Genomic DNA, 16,855 nt, shown 5'->3' on the forward strand with positions numbered 1-16,855 from the left:
GAATCAGCCTAAATAAGGGAGTTGAGAAATTGCTTCTTCATAAGCGCTGACAGGTTTTTGACAGGCATGATCAAAGCAAACATAAATTAAGGCATTTCCTTCGGAATCGGGAGTTTTTCCTTGAAGTATAGGGGCAGTTTCTGTCATTTCCTCAGAATAGGCGAGTAATAAATTCGGAAGGTAAGTTGCTTTAAATTTTTCAGCTAAAGCTTCAGCTCCTTTTCCCACGATTGCGATTTCTGCAGTCGGAACAAGATTTTCAAGATATAAATTTGCCCAATTACAAAGGAATCCAGGATCTTTAAGAATAAGATCCTTCATCCCACCAAGCATCTTTTTAGCTATCGAATCATATTTTTCATTATAGGTGAAAATAGAAAGCTGGTGCAGATTTCTTGCCATGATTGAGTTGGATGCAGGAATGACATTGTCAAATAGTTCCTTCTTATCGGCAATCAGTTTTTCAGCGTTTGGATTGTTGAAAAAGAAAAAGCCATCGCTTTCATCGAAAAACTCTTTGATACAGATTTCGGTAAGTTTTTCGGCAGCATTCAAATAGTCAGAATTTGCAGAGGCTTGAAAAAGCAACAAATCAGTTTTGATTATAGAAGCATAATCTTCCAAGAATGCAGGAGTGTAAGCCTTACCGTTTTTATAGGATCTGAAAAGTTTTCCAGATACAGTCATTTTTTCTTGAATAAATTTCCTGTTTGAAATAGCAAGATCTAATGCGGACTTATTCCCTGTTGCGAAGTAGGCTTGAATCAATCCAGAAGCCATTAAGCCATTCCAACCACTGAGTATTTTATCATCATTTCCAGGAAAGATCCTCTGATTTCTTACTTCGAGAAGCTTTCTCTTGATTTCAATTAGTTTCAGATTTAATTCTTTTTCAGTCATTCCGTGGCTTTCAGCAACTTCTTTATAACTATTTGTCTGAAATAGAATGTTGACTCCCTCTTCCCAATTTCCATTAGACTTTAGATTGTATAATTCTGTAATCCAGGATATGTCATTAGGGATTATTTTTTCAAGCTCTGCATAAGCCCAAGTATAAAATTTTCCTTCGACGCCTTCGCTATCGGCATCTTGAGCAGAATGGAATCCTCCTTCTTCCTGAAGCATTTCATCCTGAAGCCATCCGATAGTTTCCGTTACTTTTTCAAGGAAAAAATCATCTTTACTTATCTGATAAGCTTTCGAATAGAGTTCTAAAAGTTGCCCGTTATCGTAAAGCATCTTCTCAAAGTGTGGGGCAAACCATTCCCCATCCACAGAATATCTGGCAAATCCCCCTCGGATCTGATCATATATTCCCCCCATTCCGATTTTTCGAAGGGTGAAAAGGACTTTATCGATAAGGCTTTGACTTTTACTTAAAACAGCATAGTCTAAGACAAAACCCCAGATTGCAGGCATAGGGAATTTTGGAATTCTATTCATCCCTCCCCATTCTGGATCAAATTGGCTACTTAATTTAGCAATAGCTTCGGCAAGATCATCCGGATCCAATTCTGATTCTCCTGAACGGATGCCATATTTTTCAGTCTCTTTTTTTGAAATACTAATCCCAAAACTTGCAGCACTTTCAGCTAGCTGATCCTCATGCTTTGCAAATGCGTCTGCTATATTGGCCAAAAGATTTTTCCATTGGCTGTTTGGGAAATAAGTGCCCCCGTAAAATGGTTTTTGGTTTGGCATCAAAAAAACATTCAAGGGCCATCCTCCTTGTAGTCCCATGGCCTGCACCGCATCCATATATATATTATCTATATCCGGTCTTTCCTCTCGGTCGATCTTGATGCAGATAAAATTATCATTCATCAGATCAGCTGTGATTTGATCTTCAAAACTTTCCCGCTCCATCACATGACACCAATGGCATGCTGAATAGCCAATTGAAACGAGGATCGGTTTGTTCTCGATTTCAGCTCTTTTTAAGGCTTCAGGTCCCCAAGGATACCAGTCTACAGGATTATGCGCATGCTGAAGTAAATAAGGGCTTTGACTCGTGATCAGTCTATTGGTGGTTTGGCTCATGGTATGGATTCAAAAATTGGAAAGCTCGGTAGTTACTTTTTCCAGTTCACTTGAAAAATCAAATTGATCGTTTAATCGTTCCAGTTTTCCCTTTAAGTTTCTCAGGAATTTCTGATGTGCCTCGCTTTTAGGATTTAAGGGTCTATGCGCCAAGTCAAGATTAACGCTTTTTATTTGATCGAAAAGATTTTGGGTTTCTTTGGTAAAGAGAGAGGTTTTCCATTTTTCCCAGATATATTCTTCTGCCTGTTCAGTAGGGTGGATTAAATCAGGTTTATAAAATCGATAGTCCCGTAATTCATCCACCATGATTTCATAGGAAGGAAAATAATGGACTTGCTCAAACTGTTTTTCCAAATTACCACAAAGTACTCTCAGTAGACTTTTACTTAATTGGTTCTCAGGAACCCCATCTTTGATATGTCTCACCGGACTTACAGTTAGGATTAGTTTAAGGTGAGGGTTGATTTCGGATATTTCTGAAATTGTTGAGGTCAGTGCATCTGTCATTTCTTCTAAGCTAAGCAGACGCTTTTTAAACAAATTGCCAGGCTGTTTATGACAATTTGCTACTTGCTCACCCGATTCTACCAACTCATATATCCAGGCAGTTCCAAAAGTGAGGATCAGTAAATTTCCATTTTCCAGATAATCTTTTGTGAGGCTTAATTCGCCGCTTAGCTTTCCTCTTAATTCCTCTATTGAATATCCCATCACTTGCGAATGAGCTAAATAGTGGAAATGCATTGCTTCTCTTTCCAAATAAAGATTTTCTGGAAAAGAGGATGAATCCAGTGCCATTTTGAGGAGTCTTTGAATCGCAATTGGATTGAAAATTGTCCCAAAGGGATTGATGACGATGTCAAATTTAGAATCTTGCATTCGTTTGCCCATACTTTCTGCAAAGCAGGAACCCATACTTAGGATCTTATCCTCGTAAGAAACAAGATTAGGGTAGGAGGGAATTTCGAAACTTGTTGTCCATTGCATATTCGAAAATAAGCAATTGGTATCTTAGAAGGTAAGAAGCTTCCAAGAAGATGAGTGATTCCTTGTTTTTAGCAACATTTTATGGGGATTTGAAAATATTTTCGGAGGAACTGTGATTTTTTAGAAAAAGGAGAGACTAATAAAGAAAACCAAGTAAATGAGCAAAGAGGAGGAATTCATTCAATTGATCCAGGAGAATCAGGGGTTGATCTATAAGATCACGTTGATTTATTCCAAGGAAAAAGCTGAACAGGATGATCTGTATCAGGAAATAGTCTATCAGACTTGGAAGTCCTTCGATCATTTTAAAAAAGCTTCCAAACCTAGCACCTGGCTTTACCGGGTAGGTATGAACACAGCTATCACACATTTGAATAAGTCAAAAAAGAGGCCTTTGATGGTTTCCATGGATCAGACCTTGTTCAATTATTCTGAACCCATGGAAAGTGAAAAGGAGGAAAAAATCCAATGGCTCTATGCTCAGATTCGAAAATTAAGTCTCTTGGATAGGGGAATTATGTTTTTGTTCCTTGAAGGCAAAAACTACGAAGAGATTGGGCAGATAACGGGGATTACTACCAGTAATGTTGGCACTAGAATGTCCCGCATTAAACAAAAATTAAAGTCTGAAGCCACGCCTAAACCGACAAAAATATGGAACTAGAAGAAATGCAAACCCTTTGGGCTGATTTGACCCAGAAGATTGAAAAGCAGGATAAAATTCAAAAAGAACTATTAATGGAAATTACGAAACAAAAATTCAGAAAAAAGCTGGATGGTATCCGCTTACCCGAAATGATCGGATCCGTGGTATGTTATATCTATGCCATGTATTTACTATCGAAATTCCCAGATCTGGAAATATGGTACAATCAGATTTTCGCCATGATTACTATCCTGATCCTCACTTTACTTCCTCTGGCAAGTTTATCAGCTTTGAAAGGGATGCGAAATGTGAAAATTGAGGAAGATGCACCTGCTAAGATGCTCGAAAAATTCACGAAGAGCAAAATCAGATTTTTTAATGTACAGCGCTATGGGATGATCTTTGGAGGTCTTATGCTAATCACTATTTTACCTCCAATCTCGGAAATTCAAGGTAATACAAATCTTATTTCCAAACCGATTTTTTGGGCGATTTACTTGCCTGCTGGTATTTTGCTGATGTACTTTTTCAGTCGTTGGGCACTTGGGAAATATAGAAAAGTAATCGATTCCTCAGAGCAATTGCTTTCGGAATTAAAATAAAAAAAGAAGCTGCTAGACAGCTTCTTTTTTTACTTCGTCATAGAGTCTTTTGACTTGAAGGTCTCCAAATCCATAAATAGGAACTTGGTTTCGGAATTCTCGAAAGACTTTAGGAAAATCATCAGTACCTATTGTTTTTATGATTTCAATAATTGTGGCTTTTGGTTTTCCTGGATATTCCCCATGCGGAATGCTGTCTTTCCATGCTTGAACTGCAGGGAGAAGAAAAGGTAATTCAAAGACTACTTGTTTAGAAAGAGTCATTGCTTCATCGATATGATGCAATTGGTACATCTTCCAAAGATTTGCTAAAACTTCTCGTTGGTTTTTGGTCAGGAGCTTCGCATCTCTATAATGTTCTTCAATCTGGCGATCATTTAATTCTGCATATCCTAATCTAAGATCTGCTTTTTCCGGAAGGACCAGATAAATGTCACCTTTGTGCTTTTCCAAAAGGTGCATCACGAACCAGAAATTTACCTGGCAAAACAAGTCTAATTCAAACCAGCAGTAAACTTTAGTATTGGATGAGACCGTTAAAATTTTCTCAAATTCAGGGACTACTTTTTCAAAATAATTTTGGTCAGGGCTATTTCCGTATGCATTAGATAGAAATTCATCTCTCACTACCCATAATTCTTCCAGGGAATGTGCCTCCACAGGTCCATCGACTAAACATTCTCTTATAATAGCTCTGTCGCCGTGAATATCATTTGGGAATTTGTCAGCTAAGGAATCGCCATTGAGTATATGTAACATGCTAGGTTGATTTTTGGTCTTTTTTCAAGATATCGGTATAACATTCCCGAATCATTTGCCTAAGAACCGATTCATTTACTTCTATTAATCTTTTAATATTTAAATATCCCTTTGAAATTCGGGGTTTCCCAGGGATTTTTAATGAATTTCCAAATTCGGAAAAACTTTTCATCAAATAAAGACTTAAAGCTTTCTTTCTTGGAGAAAATCCCACGGGAAACCAGATTTCTTCACTACGGGATTTACACTTGTATTAAAATTTTCTAAAACCAATGATGCTTGGACCCCAGGGAACTGGTGTTTCATTGGTTTCTTTGGAGATTATTTTTAGAAGTCCAAAACCGTCTTTTTTCCTTTTGGGATTCTCGATCTCATTTAAAAAATCAATGGAGGAATCATTATAAGGTCCTGTTTTTAATTCTGCCATTTTTAAAAAAGATTATATTTTTTATCTAAAAAAAATAAAATAATTATATAAAATATCAATAATCATAAAATTTCAGATAAAGAACATTATATGTATATACATTGAAAGTTGTCTTAGTTCTACTAATTATTATCCGATCGTTATTATATTTTTATCAATTAAATTTCTAATTTTTGTTATATTATTTCTCTTAAAATAATTCAATTTTGACCGGACGTTCTATAACTGTCTCATAAACAGACACTTTATGATTTTGTCTGAAAACGATCTAAAATTCTTTTAAATTCATTTTTTACCGTTTTTATAAATTATTAATTCACTTTAAGATTATTATTTGTTTAATAAATTTAGTCATCTGTTATTGTTTGATTAATTTTGACATTCAGTTTACTGAGTCTTAAAATAATTGTAACTAACCAACAAAATTTATGAGAAAAGCATTACTAAGCCTACTCTTCGGTTTGTTGATTACTGTTTCAGCATTTGCGCAAAGTCGCACAATTACTGGAAGGGTAGTTTCTCCCGAAGAGCCCGAAGGACTCATTGGAGTCAACATTTTAGTAAAGGGAACCACAATAGGGGTGGTCACCGATCTTGACGGTAATTATGTTTTACAGGTTCCAGATGGAGCAACTACCTTGGTGTTTAGCTATATCGGGTATTTGGCCAAAGAAGAAGTCATTGGAAACCGAAGCACAATTAACGTAACCTTAAATCCTGATGCACAGAATCTGGAAGAGGTTGTAATCACTGCATACGGTGGTACAGTTGATAAAGGTAATTTTACCGGTTCAGCGGTAGCATTAAAGTCAGACAAAATTGCTAACAGACCGATTAACAACGTAGTAAATGCGATTGAAGGTCAGGCTCCAGGTGTAATTACTACTTCCGCTTCTGGTCAGCCAGGTTCTACTCCTGCTGTTCGTATTAGAGGTGTAGGTTCTGTAAACTCATCTTCAGCTCCTCTTTATGTAGTAGACGGGGTTCCTTATGATGGAGACCTTTCTAACCTTAACCCAGAGGATATCGCTGACATGACCATCTTAAAAGATGCATCTTCTTCTGCACTTTATGGGTCTAGAGCGGCAAATGGTGTGATTATGATTACTACAAAAACTGGTAAGAAAAATCAGCCATCATTTAATTTGAGAGTTCAGCAGGGTTTTTCTGGTAGAGCATTACCGGAATATGATCGTATCAGCGCTGAGCAGTACTATCCTGTAGTTTGGGAATCTCTAAAAAATAGCCAATTAGGTTCTGGTTCAACTGCTGCCGAGGCTGCTCTTTATGCCTCTGAAAATCTGATTGATATTCTTGGATACAATGTTTACAATGTTCCTGATGATCAAATTGTAGGAACCGACGGTACATTAAATTCAAATGCTGTGAATAACTTCCAAGGCCTAGATTGGTTTGATGAGTTACAGCGAATGGGTGACCGTAAAGAATATAACATGACGTATTCTGGAGGTTCAGATAAGACAGATTTCTATACTTCTTTCAACTATTTGAATGAAAAAGGATTTGTTATCAAATCTGATATCGAAAGATTCACTGGTCGTTTGAATGTAAATACCTCTCCAACAAAATGGATGAAGACTGGTATTAACCTTTCTGCTACTATGAGTGAAGGAAACAATGCGAGATCTGGTGGTAGCAATAGCTTTGTTAATCCATTCTTTACTGCAAGATCTATCGGACCAATCTATCCAGTTTATGCTCAAAACATGAATACAGGTGGATTTATCCTTGACGAATTTGGAGATAAAATTTATGACACGGGTGATTTAGTGGGATTAGGTCTTCCAAGAAGAGGTCCGGGTTCTTTCCCAGGACGTCATGTTGTACAGGAAACAAACTTGAACATTGACAGATTTGACAGTGATGTGATTTCTGCAAGAGCTTATGTTGAAGCTACTTTCTTGAAGAACTTCAACTTCAGATCTAATATTTCATCAGATGTGACTTCACTTCTTGATATTGGATACGATAACCAAATTGTAGGTGATGGAGCTCCAGCTGGTAGAACCAGAAGAGAGAATATCAGAACTAATTCCTTGACTTTTAACCAATTGCTTTCTTATACAAATACGTTTAGAGACAAGCACTTTGTAGAAGCATTATTTGGTCACGAGAATTATGATTTCCAGAGAAACCGTCAGTTTATCTCTAAGCAAGATCAAATCCTTGCTGGAAATATCGAGCCAGACAATTTTGTAACAATCAATACTGCTTCTGGAAGATTAGATAGAGATAGAATTGAGTCTTACTTCTCAAGATTGAATTATGTATATGATGACAAGTATTCCTTCTCTGCATCATGGAGAACTGATGGTTCTTCAAGATTCTACGAAGATGTAAGATGGGGTACTTTCTATTCAGTAGGTGCTGCTTGGACAATTGACAGAGAGAATTTCTTCAATTCATCATTCATTCAATTATTGAAATTGAGAGCTTCTTATGGTGAAGTTGGTAACAACAATGTTGGTGGATACTATCCATGGCAAGCACTTTATGATTTAGGTTTTAACAATGCTTCTGAGCCAGGAATTCTTCAGGCGTCTTTAGCAGCTAGAGACCTACAGTGGGAATCAAATAATACCTTCGATATTGGAGTTGATTTTGCCTTTGCAAACAGATTCTCTGGTACCATCGAATATTTCAATAGAGAGTCTCAAAACTTGCTTTTTGAAGTTCCTCTTTCTCTGACAACAGGTCTTTCTTCTAAGTTCCAGAACATTGGTACTATGGCAAATACTGGTATTGAATTCAGTATTGCAGGTGATGTTGTAAGATCAGGTGATTTCAAGTGGAATGTTGGTCTAAACGTTTCAACATTTAAAAATGAGTTCAAAGAACTTCCTTTTGATGAGCAAATCAACGGTACTAAAAAGTATGTAGTTGGTAGATCAATCTACGATTTCTGGTTGAGAGACTGGTATGGTGTAGATCCAGAAACTGGAGAAGGTTTGTTTAGAGCAGATGAATATGATGCTGGCGATGAAGATATTAAAATCGTTGGTACAGATACCTTGACTACTGATTTTGGAAACGCGAGATATCACTTTGCTGGTAATGCAATTCCTGACTTCTTTGGTGGTATCACCAATACGTTCACTTACAAAGGATTCTCTTTAAATGTATTGATGAGTTTTGCAGTAGGTGGAGATATTTATGATGGTATCTACGCTGGTTTGATGTCTGCTGATCCTGATGGAGGTGCTTTGCATACAGATATCATGAATAGATGGACACAGCCAGGAGATGTTACTGATGTTCCTAAGATGGATGTGACAGGAGCTGCTAGTACAAATGTGGCTTCAGATCGCTGGTTGACTTCGGCTTCCTATTTGAATCTCAGGTCCGTAAATTTATCTTATACCTTCCCACGAGCAATGCTTGAAAGAGTTAAGATGAGAGGTGCTACGGTTTATCTAGCTGGTGAAAACTTAGGCTGGTTATCATCTAGAAGTGGAATGTATGTTTCAGGAACTTTCAACGGAACTACTTCCAATACTTTCACTCCAGCAAGAACGTTTACGCTGGGTATTAATGTGAACCTGTAATTGAAAATGACGATGAAAAATATAATAAGTAAACTATTTATCGCAGGCGCACTATTCATAACTACTAGTTGTGCTGATGATTATTTGGATACCGTTCCAACGGATGCAGTATCTGAAGAGTCGGTATTTACTACCACTCAAAATGCAATGACTGCCTTGAATGGTATTCACAGAATGATGTTTATCCGTTTTGATAGCCAAGGTCAACCTGCAGAAGGTAGTGTTATGATCATGCGTGAAGTAATGGCTGAAGACGTGGTAATGACTACTACTGGTAACGGTTGGTTTGTTTCTATTTCAAGATGGTTGAACCATATCAATGAATCTAGTGGTGATGTACGCTTTGTGTGGAGGTTCTATTACAAAGTGATCGGTAATGCCAATATGATCATTGCGAATATTGATAATGCTGATGGTCCTCAGGTTGAAAAGGATGAGATTAAAGGTCAGGCTTTAGCTTATAGAGCTTGGGCACATTTCAACTTGGTTCAGCTTTTTGCAAAGCGTTATGATGCAGGTGGAGATAACTCAGGGATGGGTGTTCCAATTGTAACAGAACCAATTACTGAAGGTGGAGCAAGAAACTCTATTGCTGAGGTTTATGCTCAGGTGAATGCTGATATTGATGCTGCCATTGGTTTGTTGACAACTAGCAGAAACGCAAAGTCTCACTTAAACATAAATGTAGCAAAAGGGATCAAGGCTAGAATTGCATTGGTTCAGGAGAACTATAGTGTTGCTGCGCAAATGGCAAGAGAAGCAAGAGAAGGTTTCTCTTTGATGAGCACTGACCAATTATACGAAGGTTTCAATAATGTTGATAACCCAGAGTGGATTTGGGGTAGCCGTCAGGTAGACGATCAGCAAACATTCTTTGCATCTTTCTTTGCATATATGTCTTTGAACTTCAGTTCTACAAACATCAGAAACAACCCTAAGGCAATTAATAGCATGCTTTATGATATGATTCCTGATACAGATGCAAGAAAAGGTCTTTGGGATCCAAATGCTTCTGATCCAGAATTGAGAGATCCATTTATCGACGAACTTACATTAAGTAGCTTTGCGAAGATTGATTATATGAACCGTAAGTTTCTTGCTCAGGGAAATGCTTCCTCTGTAGGTGATGTACCTTACATGAGAGCGGCAGAAATGTACCTCCTTGAAGCTGAGGCTTTGGCAAGATCAGGTAATGACGCGCAAGCTGCGGAAGTTCTTTTTGAACTGGTATCTACAAGAGATTCAGCTTATACACTTTCTTCAAATACCGGTACTGAATTGATCGATGAGATCATGATCCAAAGAAGGATTGAATTATGGGGTGAAGGATTCAGATGGTATGACTTGAAGCGCCTAAACCTTCCATTGGATAGGACAGGTGCAAACCACGTTGAATCAGTAATTAACTCTAAATTCACTGAACCAGCAGGTACTAACAACTGGCAGTTTAGAATTCCAAGAGATGAGTTGAACGCCAACGAATTAATGGAGCAAAATCCTTCTTAAGGATAGGCAATAAATACGAAAGCCCGTGGATTTATATCCTCGGGCTTTTTTTATGCTTCATAAAATTCTATTGGCAAATCATCTGGATCAGCAATGAAGGTAAATCTTTTACCCGTGGATTCATCTGTTCTGATAGGTTCTGGGGAAATTTGATGTCTAATTAATTCAGCCACACAGGAATCTAAATCGGGAACAGAAAAAGCTATATGCCTTAGACCAGCAGCTTCGGGCCTAGAAGTTCTTTTTGGTGGATTGGGAAAGGAAAAAAGCTCGATCACATATTCGCCATTTAGGGCTAAGTCCAGCTTAAAAGAGTCTCGTTCCCTTCTATAAATTTCTTGGATAATCTCAAGTCCCAAAATCTCGGCATAGAATTTCTTGGACTTTTCGTAATCAGAGCAAATTATTGCAATGTGATGTATTCCGGATAGCCTCATTTAATTCATCAAATGTTTTTGGAGAAAATCAGCTGTAGCTTGATCTACCTTGATCATATTTGACCATTTCATCCAATGATGCGTATCGCCTGGGATTAAAATGGATTCGTATGGTTTTCCTAATTCTTCGAATCTTCTGATTAAATCTACAGTTTGCCGGACAGGAACATTCCGATCATCATCTGCATGAATAAACAAGACCGGCGAAGTCCAAGTTGAGAGGTCAGAGATAGGAGAGGATTCCCAAGCAATCTTTCTTGCTTGGTCAAGGTCAGGAGCTTGTTCATAATTTGGTGAAAGATCATAGCGTCCATCTAAGTCATGTACACCGTGAATATCGACCCCAACTTTAAAAAGTTCAGAGTCTCTGGCCAAAGCTAAGGCAGTTAAATATCCACCATAAGATCCACCATAAATCCCTATTTTCTCTTTATTTACCTGCGGTAAAGCAGCCAAATATTCACCAGCAGCTTTTACATCTTGGTATTCTACAGCTCCTTGGTAATAAGCGCCGGATGGTCTGTGGAACTCATATCCATATCCGATTCCTAAGCGATAATTAACAGATAAAACTACAAACCCTAAATTGGCTAAATACTGATTGATGGAATAGGTATTGGAATAATAATCCATATAACTCCATCCTAAAAGCATTTGCCTTTGAGGCCCACCATGGACAAAAACTACCGCAGGTTTTTTAGCTGGACCGCCTTCCTTTTCAAAAAGTTGACCATAAACGGTTGTTCCATCTGGAGCGGTAAATTTCACTTGCTTTGGAGTGACCAAAAGGGATTGAGGGAAATCAGTAGGAATCAGATCTTCTCCCAATAAATTGACATCATTACCAGTTTTTATAGCCACTAAATGAGATCGCTGTGCCGTAGCACTAAAATAGGCTAGTGCTTCATTTCCAATCCATACCGGGTATGCTTCAATCCCTTTTCCTGAAGTTTCCCAGGTTAAATTTCCACTTGAGATCTCCACGGTTCCGATATGTCGTCTATCTAAATCTTCTGGTTCAGCCCCTGTATTTGCAGAAAAAGCAAGTTTCTTTCCGTCTGGACTCTGCTTGATCTGTTCGATCATATAGTCGCCCGGAGTTAAAAGTTTCGAAGTTTTTGTGTTGATATTTAAAGAATATAAGTGCTGCCAACCATCTTCGTAAGAGAGATAGGCGAGGTGGTCGTTTCCTGAAAATGCAAAGAAAGGATAGGTATAGGAGCCTGCTAATGTTTTTGGAGCCTCCCACAATTTTTCTGCAATTCCGGTGTCTGCTTTCGCAACCCAGATCTCCCAGGAATTATGTCTGGGTTCTAATACTGGCATGTCTGCACCACTGCCTCCTGGGCGCCTCACAAAACCAATTTTACTACCATCTGGTGACCATGTGATATTTGAATCCCTATGAAATGAAGGAGAGATCCATTGGATAGGCGTGTTAGCAGCTTCATAAATTCCGATTATAGAATGTGTGCCTCGATTTACCACAAAAGCCAACTCTTTTCCATTTGGTGAATAAGCCACTTCATTGACATTTCCTTTAATTTCAAAAAGCTGCCTAGGCTTCTCCGAGCTAGCTAAATCTGTCGTCCAGACTTGACCACCCTTAAGATATAAAAGTTGGTGATCTCCACCGATGGAAGGATTATCAGCTTCCACTATCGTTTCAACTTTCCCACTTTCAAGGTTGATTTTCCATATCTCTACTTTTGGGAGGGTAGGTAAATTTTGGGCGTTGACAGTGGAGGAAGCGTTGCCGCCACCATGGTCACCACCACGAACAAATACCAGGTAATTTCCATCTGGAGAAAATTGTAAGCTGCTGATTTCCTGTCCATCATCTTCATTGAATTGCGTAATCTTTTTTGGAGTGAAATCTGGAGCAACAGCATAATAAACATTCCTTTTCCCTTGCTCATTCATAGCCCAGGCTATTTTTTGACCTGTTTCCGAACTTGTCAACTCAGAAGGGAAAGAGAATTTCCCTACCTGTTCCATGGTAAAGGACTGGCCAAATAAAAGGTTTGAAAAAAAACAAAAGAGCAGGGTAAGGAGGACTGTATGTTTCATGGCGGGAATGTGCAAAAGTTTAATTAAATGGTTCTATCGCTATAGCTGGAAATCAGTATTTATCATGAATTAGGTAGAGTGTTTTTTCGAGCTCTCGTTTTAATTGAGAAGAGGGTAGGGCATAATTGTTAAGAATGCAGGAAAAGTGTAAAATTTTTCCGCTTTTGGTGATTAGAAAACCACTCAATGCATTACTCATGCTGAGTGTTCCTGTTTTAGCATAGATATAGGCAGATTGGCCTTCATCTGCTTTGTACCAATTTCTAATGGTTCCTGATTCACCTCCTGCCGGAAAATAAGCTTTGATTTTTTCTAAGGGTACTTCTGCTCTTATTTTTCCAAGCAAAGCAACAATAGATCTTGGAGTGAACATATTCTTGGCAGAAAGTCCTGATCCGTCTACCCATAAGAGCTCATCCGGAAGATCAGCTAAGAGGTTTTCTTTGGCATATTCAATGGCATCCGATGTACTCAATTTGTTACTTAATTGATCAGAGACAAGAAGCATTAACTGTTCAGCTAAAAAATTGTCACTGATTTTCATCATTTGAGCATAAATACTGTCGGCAGGCGTCGCTTGAAGTTTTTTAGGATCTAACTTGAGGTAATTCTCATTCTGGATTAAAGTTACTCCTTTACCAGTTTCCTCACTTAATGATTGGGCTGTGAACGCAGCTGAAGTCACAAATGGAATATCCGTCTCGAAAGGTTCGACTTTGACTTTATCCCCCAATTGATAGCTAAAAAGATTGGTATACCTATCTCTTTTAAATCGGTATCCTTTCCAGTCATCAGTTTTTTCAGCAGCAAGAAAATTGGTGAATCTCTTTGGATTGATTGTAAATCTATTTTGTCCTTCCTCTAATTTGAACCTTACCACATTACCATAAATTGGTAAAGCGGAGCGTTCTGTGGCATAGTAATAATTATACCAATCCCACGACCAACCAGGTCCAAAGGCGTCTACCCGATCGAAATTATCCAAGAGGTATAAATCCTTAGTAGATTGTTTTAAAAAGTTTAATGCAACCTCATTTTTTAAGTCTGGATGTAAAAAACCTGGATCTCCTGTACCCCAAAAAATTAAGGAATCTCCACGCTCAAGATAATTCAAGCCATTGACCAATTCATCACCCAATACCGAATAGGAGGTATAAAAGGTGAATAACTTTGTGTTTGAAGCAGGTATAAAATATTTATCCGAATTGATATCTACCAAAACTTTATTTTGTTCAGGATCCAACAGCATAAAGCCCATATGACCCTGATTTAAAATTTCTGATTTTGTTAGAGATTTATTTATTTTTTGAACCGTACAGGAGCTAACAAGTAGTACTAATCCGAGTAGAATTTTTTTCATGAGGTGAATATTTCTATCAAAAGATAAATAAAAAAAGTCTCCTACCGAATTGATAGGAGACTTTGTTGTGAGTTCATGAAGTTTGAGGGATCAACAGATGCAAACTAAAAGCAAAACATAAGTTCTTTAACCTTTTTGAACATAAAAAACCTCTTCATCTGAAGAGGTTTTTAATAATTGTATTTTGAATTTTACTTAGTCACTTTTTTAAATTCAGTAACCAACTTTTTACCATTTTCATATTTGATTTCTTTTTTGATTTCGATTTTTTCGGCCATTTCAGAACCATGAGTACCTTCACTGATATGTGGTGCTATTACTAAAGCTACGATTGACATAAGTTTGATTAGAATGTTCATTGAAGGACCAGAAGTATCTTTAAATGGGTCTCCTACAGTATCACCTGTTACTGAAGCTTTGTGCGGCTCAGATTTTTTATAATACATTTCTCCGTCTATTTCAACACCCTTCTCGAAGGATTTCTTAGCGTTATCCCAAGCTCCACCTGCATTTGATTGAAACATCCCCATCAAAACACCAGAAACTGTCACACCAGCTAATAGCCCTCCTAAAACTTCTGGGCCGAAGATAAAACCTACAATAATTGGAGTTATTAAAGCGATAGCTCCAGGGGCAATCATCTCCCTTATAGAGGCTTTGGTAGATATTTCTACGCATTTATCATACTCAGGCTTGGCTTTATATTCCATGATTCCTGGTATTTCTCTAAACTGGCGTCTCACTTCATTCACCATATCCATTGCTGCTCTACCTACCGCTGCGATTGCCAAGGAAGAGAATATAAATGGGATCATACCTCCTACAAATAAACCTGCCAGTACATTAGCCTTAAAAATATCTATTGAATCAATTCCTGCGATGCCAACAAATGCTGCAAATAATGCTAAAGAAGTCAATGCTGCAGAAGCAATTGCAAATCCTTTTCCTGTTGCTGCAGTAGTATTTCCTACAGCATCCAAAATATCTGTTCTACCTCTTACTTCTTCTGGAAGCTGACTCATTTCTGCAATACCACCTGCGTTATCAGCAATTGGTCCAAAAGCATCAATTGCTAATTGCATGGCAGTAGTAGCCATCATTCCTGCTGCTGCAATTGCTACTCCATATAAACCTGCAAATTCATAAGCGCCATAAATCCCACCCGCTAAAACTAAAGTTGGAAGAACTGTAGATTCCATACCTACAGATAGACCTCCAATGATATTTGTAGCATGTCCAGTTGCGGATTGTTTGATGATAGACATCACTGGTCTTTTGCCCATTGCTGTGTAATATTCTGTTATGATACTCATCAAAGTACCGACTACAAGGCCAAGAATTATCGCATACCAAATATCCATGTTTGAAAACTCATATCCTCTAATAGAAAGAGTTTCTGGCATCATATATTGAACTACAAAGTAGGAGGCAATACCCGTGAAAATAATAGAAGACCAATTTCCCATATTTAGGGCCTTCTGCACATCTCCTTTTTCGTCTTTTATAGTGACAAATGCCATTCCCATGATAGAGAAGACAATACCTAAACCGGCAAGGATCATCGGTAATAAAATCGGGGCGATTCCTCCGAAGGTATCTTCAGAAACAATTTCTCTTCCCAATACCATCGTGGCTAAAATGGTTGCAACATAGGATCCAAAAAGATCCGCTCCCATTCCTGCTACATCTCCAACGTTGTCACCTACATTATCGGCGATTGTTGCTGGGTTTCTAACATCATCTTCAGGAATTCCTGCTTCCACTTTACCAACAAGGTCAGCTCCTACGTCAGCAGCTTTGGTATAAATTCCTCCACCAACTCTAGCGAATAAAGCGATGGATTCTGCACCTAATGAAAATCCAGCTAATACTTCAAGTGCTTTTTCCATTTCAACACCATTTACTCCAGCTCCAACACTTTGAACATAAAAATGGTAAAAGAAAATAAATAAAGAACCTAAGCCAAGAACTGCAAGACCTGCAACACCTAGACCCATTACTGAACCACCAGTAAAGGAAACCTTAAGCGCTTGTTTCAAACTAGTTCTTGCAGCCTGAGTGGTTCTCACATTTGCTTTAGTTGCAATGCGCATTCCTATAAACCCGGCAAATGCAGAGAAAAAAGCTCCGATTAAAAATGAAATAGCAATGACTGGACTGGAAGTTTCTACCATCGTTCCTGACCAGGCAAGGAGGATTACAGCAATAACAGCAAAGTATCCAAGTACTTTCCATTCTGCTCGTAAGAAAGCCATGGCACCGTCGGCAATATAGCCGGCTAGTTCCATCATAGTTTTGTCTCCTGTTTCCTGTTTCGTTACCCATGCAGATTTTATTGCCATCGCTATCAGGCCTAAAATCCCTAGTGCCGGGACCAAATAAATAAGCGCGTTTTCCATATAGATTCTAAATACTTAATAGGGTTTTTTTATAATCAACTCGGCAAATATAG

12 protein-coding genes are annotated in these 16,855 nt (G+C 38.1%); 4 read left to right on the plus strand and 8 right to left on the minus strand.

Annotated features, from left to right (window positions below; all coding sequences use genetic code 11):
- Positions 1 to 3 precede the first annotated feature (3 nt).
- Both AAGF08_RS02700 and AAGF08_RS02705 read right to left on the minus strand, forming a co-directional pair.
- Entirely contained in the window at positions 4 to 2,040 is a 2,037-nt protein-coding gene (locus tag AAGF08_RS02700) for a thioredoxin domain-containing protein (RefSeq protein ID WP_343509400.1), read from the minus strand.
- Between the two features lie 9 nt (positions 2,041 to 2,049).
- Complete coding sequence (locus AAGF08_RS02705; protein ID WP_343509401.1) at positions 2,050 to 3,030, minus strand: GSCFA domain-containing protein; 981 nt, start codon at positions 3,028 to 3,030, stop codon at positions 2,050 to 2,052.
- Between the two features lie 157 nt (positions 3,031 to 3,187).
- On the opposite strand from AAGF08_RS02705, the gene AAGF08_RS02710 reads away from it, so the two are divergent.
- Both AAGF08_RS02710 and AAGF08_RS02715 read left to right on the plus strand, forming a co-directional pair.
- Positions 3,188 to 3,694 carry a sigma-70 family RNA polymerase sigma factor gene (locus tag AAGF08_RS02710; protein ID WP_343509403.1) on the plus strand — a complete coding sequence of 169 codons (507 nt, stop codon included), beginning with the start codon at positions 3,188 to 3,190 and terminating at the stop codon, positions 3,692 to 3,694.
- Positions 3,685 to 4,278, plus strand: coding sequence for a hypothetical protein (locus AAGF08_RS02715; RefSeq protein WP_343509404.1), 594 nt, complete (start codon positions 3,685 to 3,687; stop codon positions 4,276 to 4,278). Before AAGF08_RS02710 ends, AAGF08_RS02715 begins: the two co-directional genes overlap by 10 nt.
- A 12-nt stretch (positions 4,279 to 4,290) precedes the next feature.
- Here AAGF08_RS02715 and AAGF08_RS02720 read toward each other — a convergent pair whose 3' ends face one another.
- On the minus strand, positions 4,291 to 5,037 hold the full coding sequence (locus AAGF08_RS02720; protein WP_343509406.1) for a DUF1835 domain-containing protein: 747 nt from the start codon (positions 5,035 to 5,037) through the stop codon (positions 4,291 to 4,293).
- A 253-nt stretch (positions 5,038 to 5,290) separates the two neighbouring features.
- The gene (locus AAGF08_RS02725) at positions 5,291 to 5,464 is read right to left on the minus strand and encodes a hypothetical protein (RefSeq protein WP_343509407.1); all 174 of its coding nucleotides are present in this window, start codon (positions 5,462 to 5,464) and stop codon (positions 5,291 to 5,293) included.
- Between the two features lie 428 nt (positions 5,465 to 5,892).
- Between AAGF08_RS02725 and AAGF08_RS02730 the strand changes: the two genes are divergently transcribed.
- Positions 5,893 to 9,030: a TonB-dependent receptor gene (locus tag AAGF08_RS02730; RefSeq protein ID WP_343509408.1), complete on the plus strand. Its 3,138-nt coding sequence runs from the start codon at positions 5,893 to 5,895 to the stop codon at positions 9,028 to 9,030.
- Between the two features lie 12 nt (positions 9,031 to 9,042).
- A complete protein-coding gene (locus tag AAGF08_RS02735; protein ID WP_343509409.1) occupies positions 9,043 to 10,536 on the plus strand; it encodes a RagB/SusD family nutrient uptake outer membrane protein in 1,494 nt (497 codons plus the stop codon).
- 50 nt (positions 10,537 to 10,586) lie between these two features.
- Here AAGF08_RS02735 and AAGF08_RS02740 read toward each other — a convergent pair whose 3' ends face one another.
- The 4 genes from AAGF08_RS02740 to AAGF08_RS02755 form a co-directional block, all read right to left on the minus strand.
- The gene (locus AAGF08_RS02740) at positions 10,587 to 10,973 is read right to left on the minus strand and encodes a VOC family protein (protein ID WP_343509410.1); all 387 of its coding nucleotides are present in this window, start codon (positions 10,971 to 10,973) and stop codon (positions 10,587 to 10,589) included.
- Positions 10,974 to 12,971, minus strand: a complete 1,998-nt coding sequence (locus AAGF08_RS02745; RefSeq protein WP_343509411.1) for a prolyl oligopeptidase family serine peptidase — start codon at positions 12,969 to 12,971, stop codon at positions 10,974 to 10,976. It abuts the gene before it with no gap.
- Between the two features lie 124 nt (positions 12,972 to 13,095).
- Positions 13,096 to 14,403, minus strand: coding sequence for a D-alanyl-D-alanine carboxypeptidase (locus tag AAGF08_RS02750; protein ID WP_343509412.1), 1,308 nt, complete (start codon positions 14,401 to 14,403; stop codon positions 13,096 to 13,098).
- Between the two features lie 191 nt (positions 14,404 to 14,594).
- Positions 14,595 to 16,802 carry a sodium-translocating pyrophosphatase gene (locus AAGF08_RS02755; RefSeq protein WP_343509413.1) on the minus strand — a complete coding sequence of 736 codons (2,208 nt, stop codon included), beginning with the start codon at positions 16,800 to 16,802 and terminating at the stop codon, positions 14,595 to 14,597.
- Positions 16,803 to 16,855 lie beyond the last annotated feature (53 nt).

The sequence above is a fragment of the Algoriphagus sp. SE2 genome, assembly GCF_039563885.1.
Lineage (GTDB): Bacteria > Bacteroidota > Bacteroidia > Cytophagales > Cyclobacteriaceae > Algoriphagus.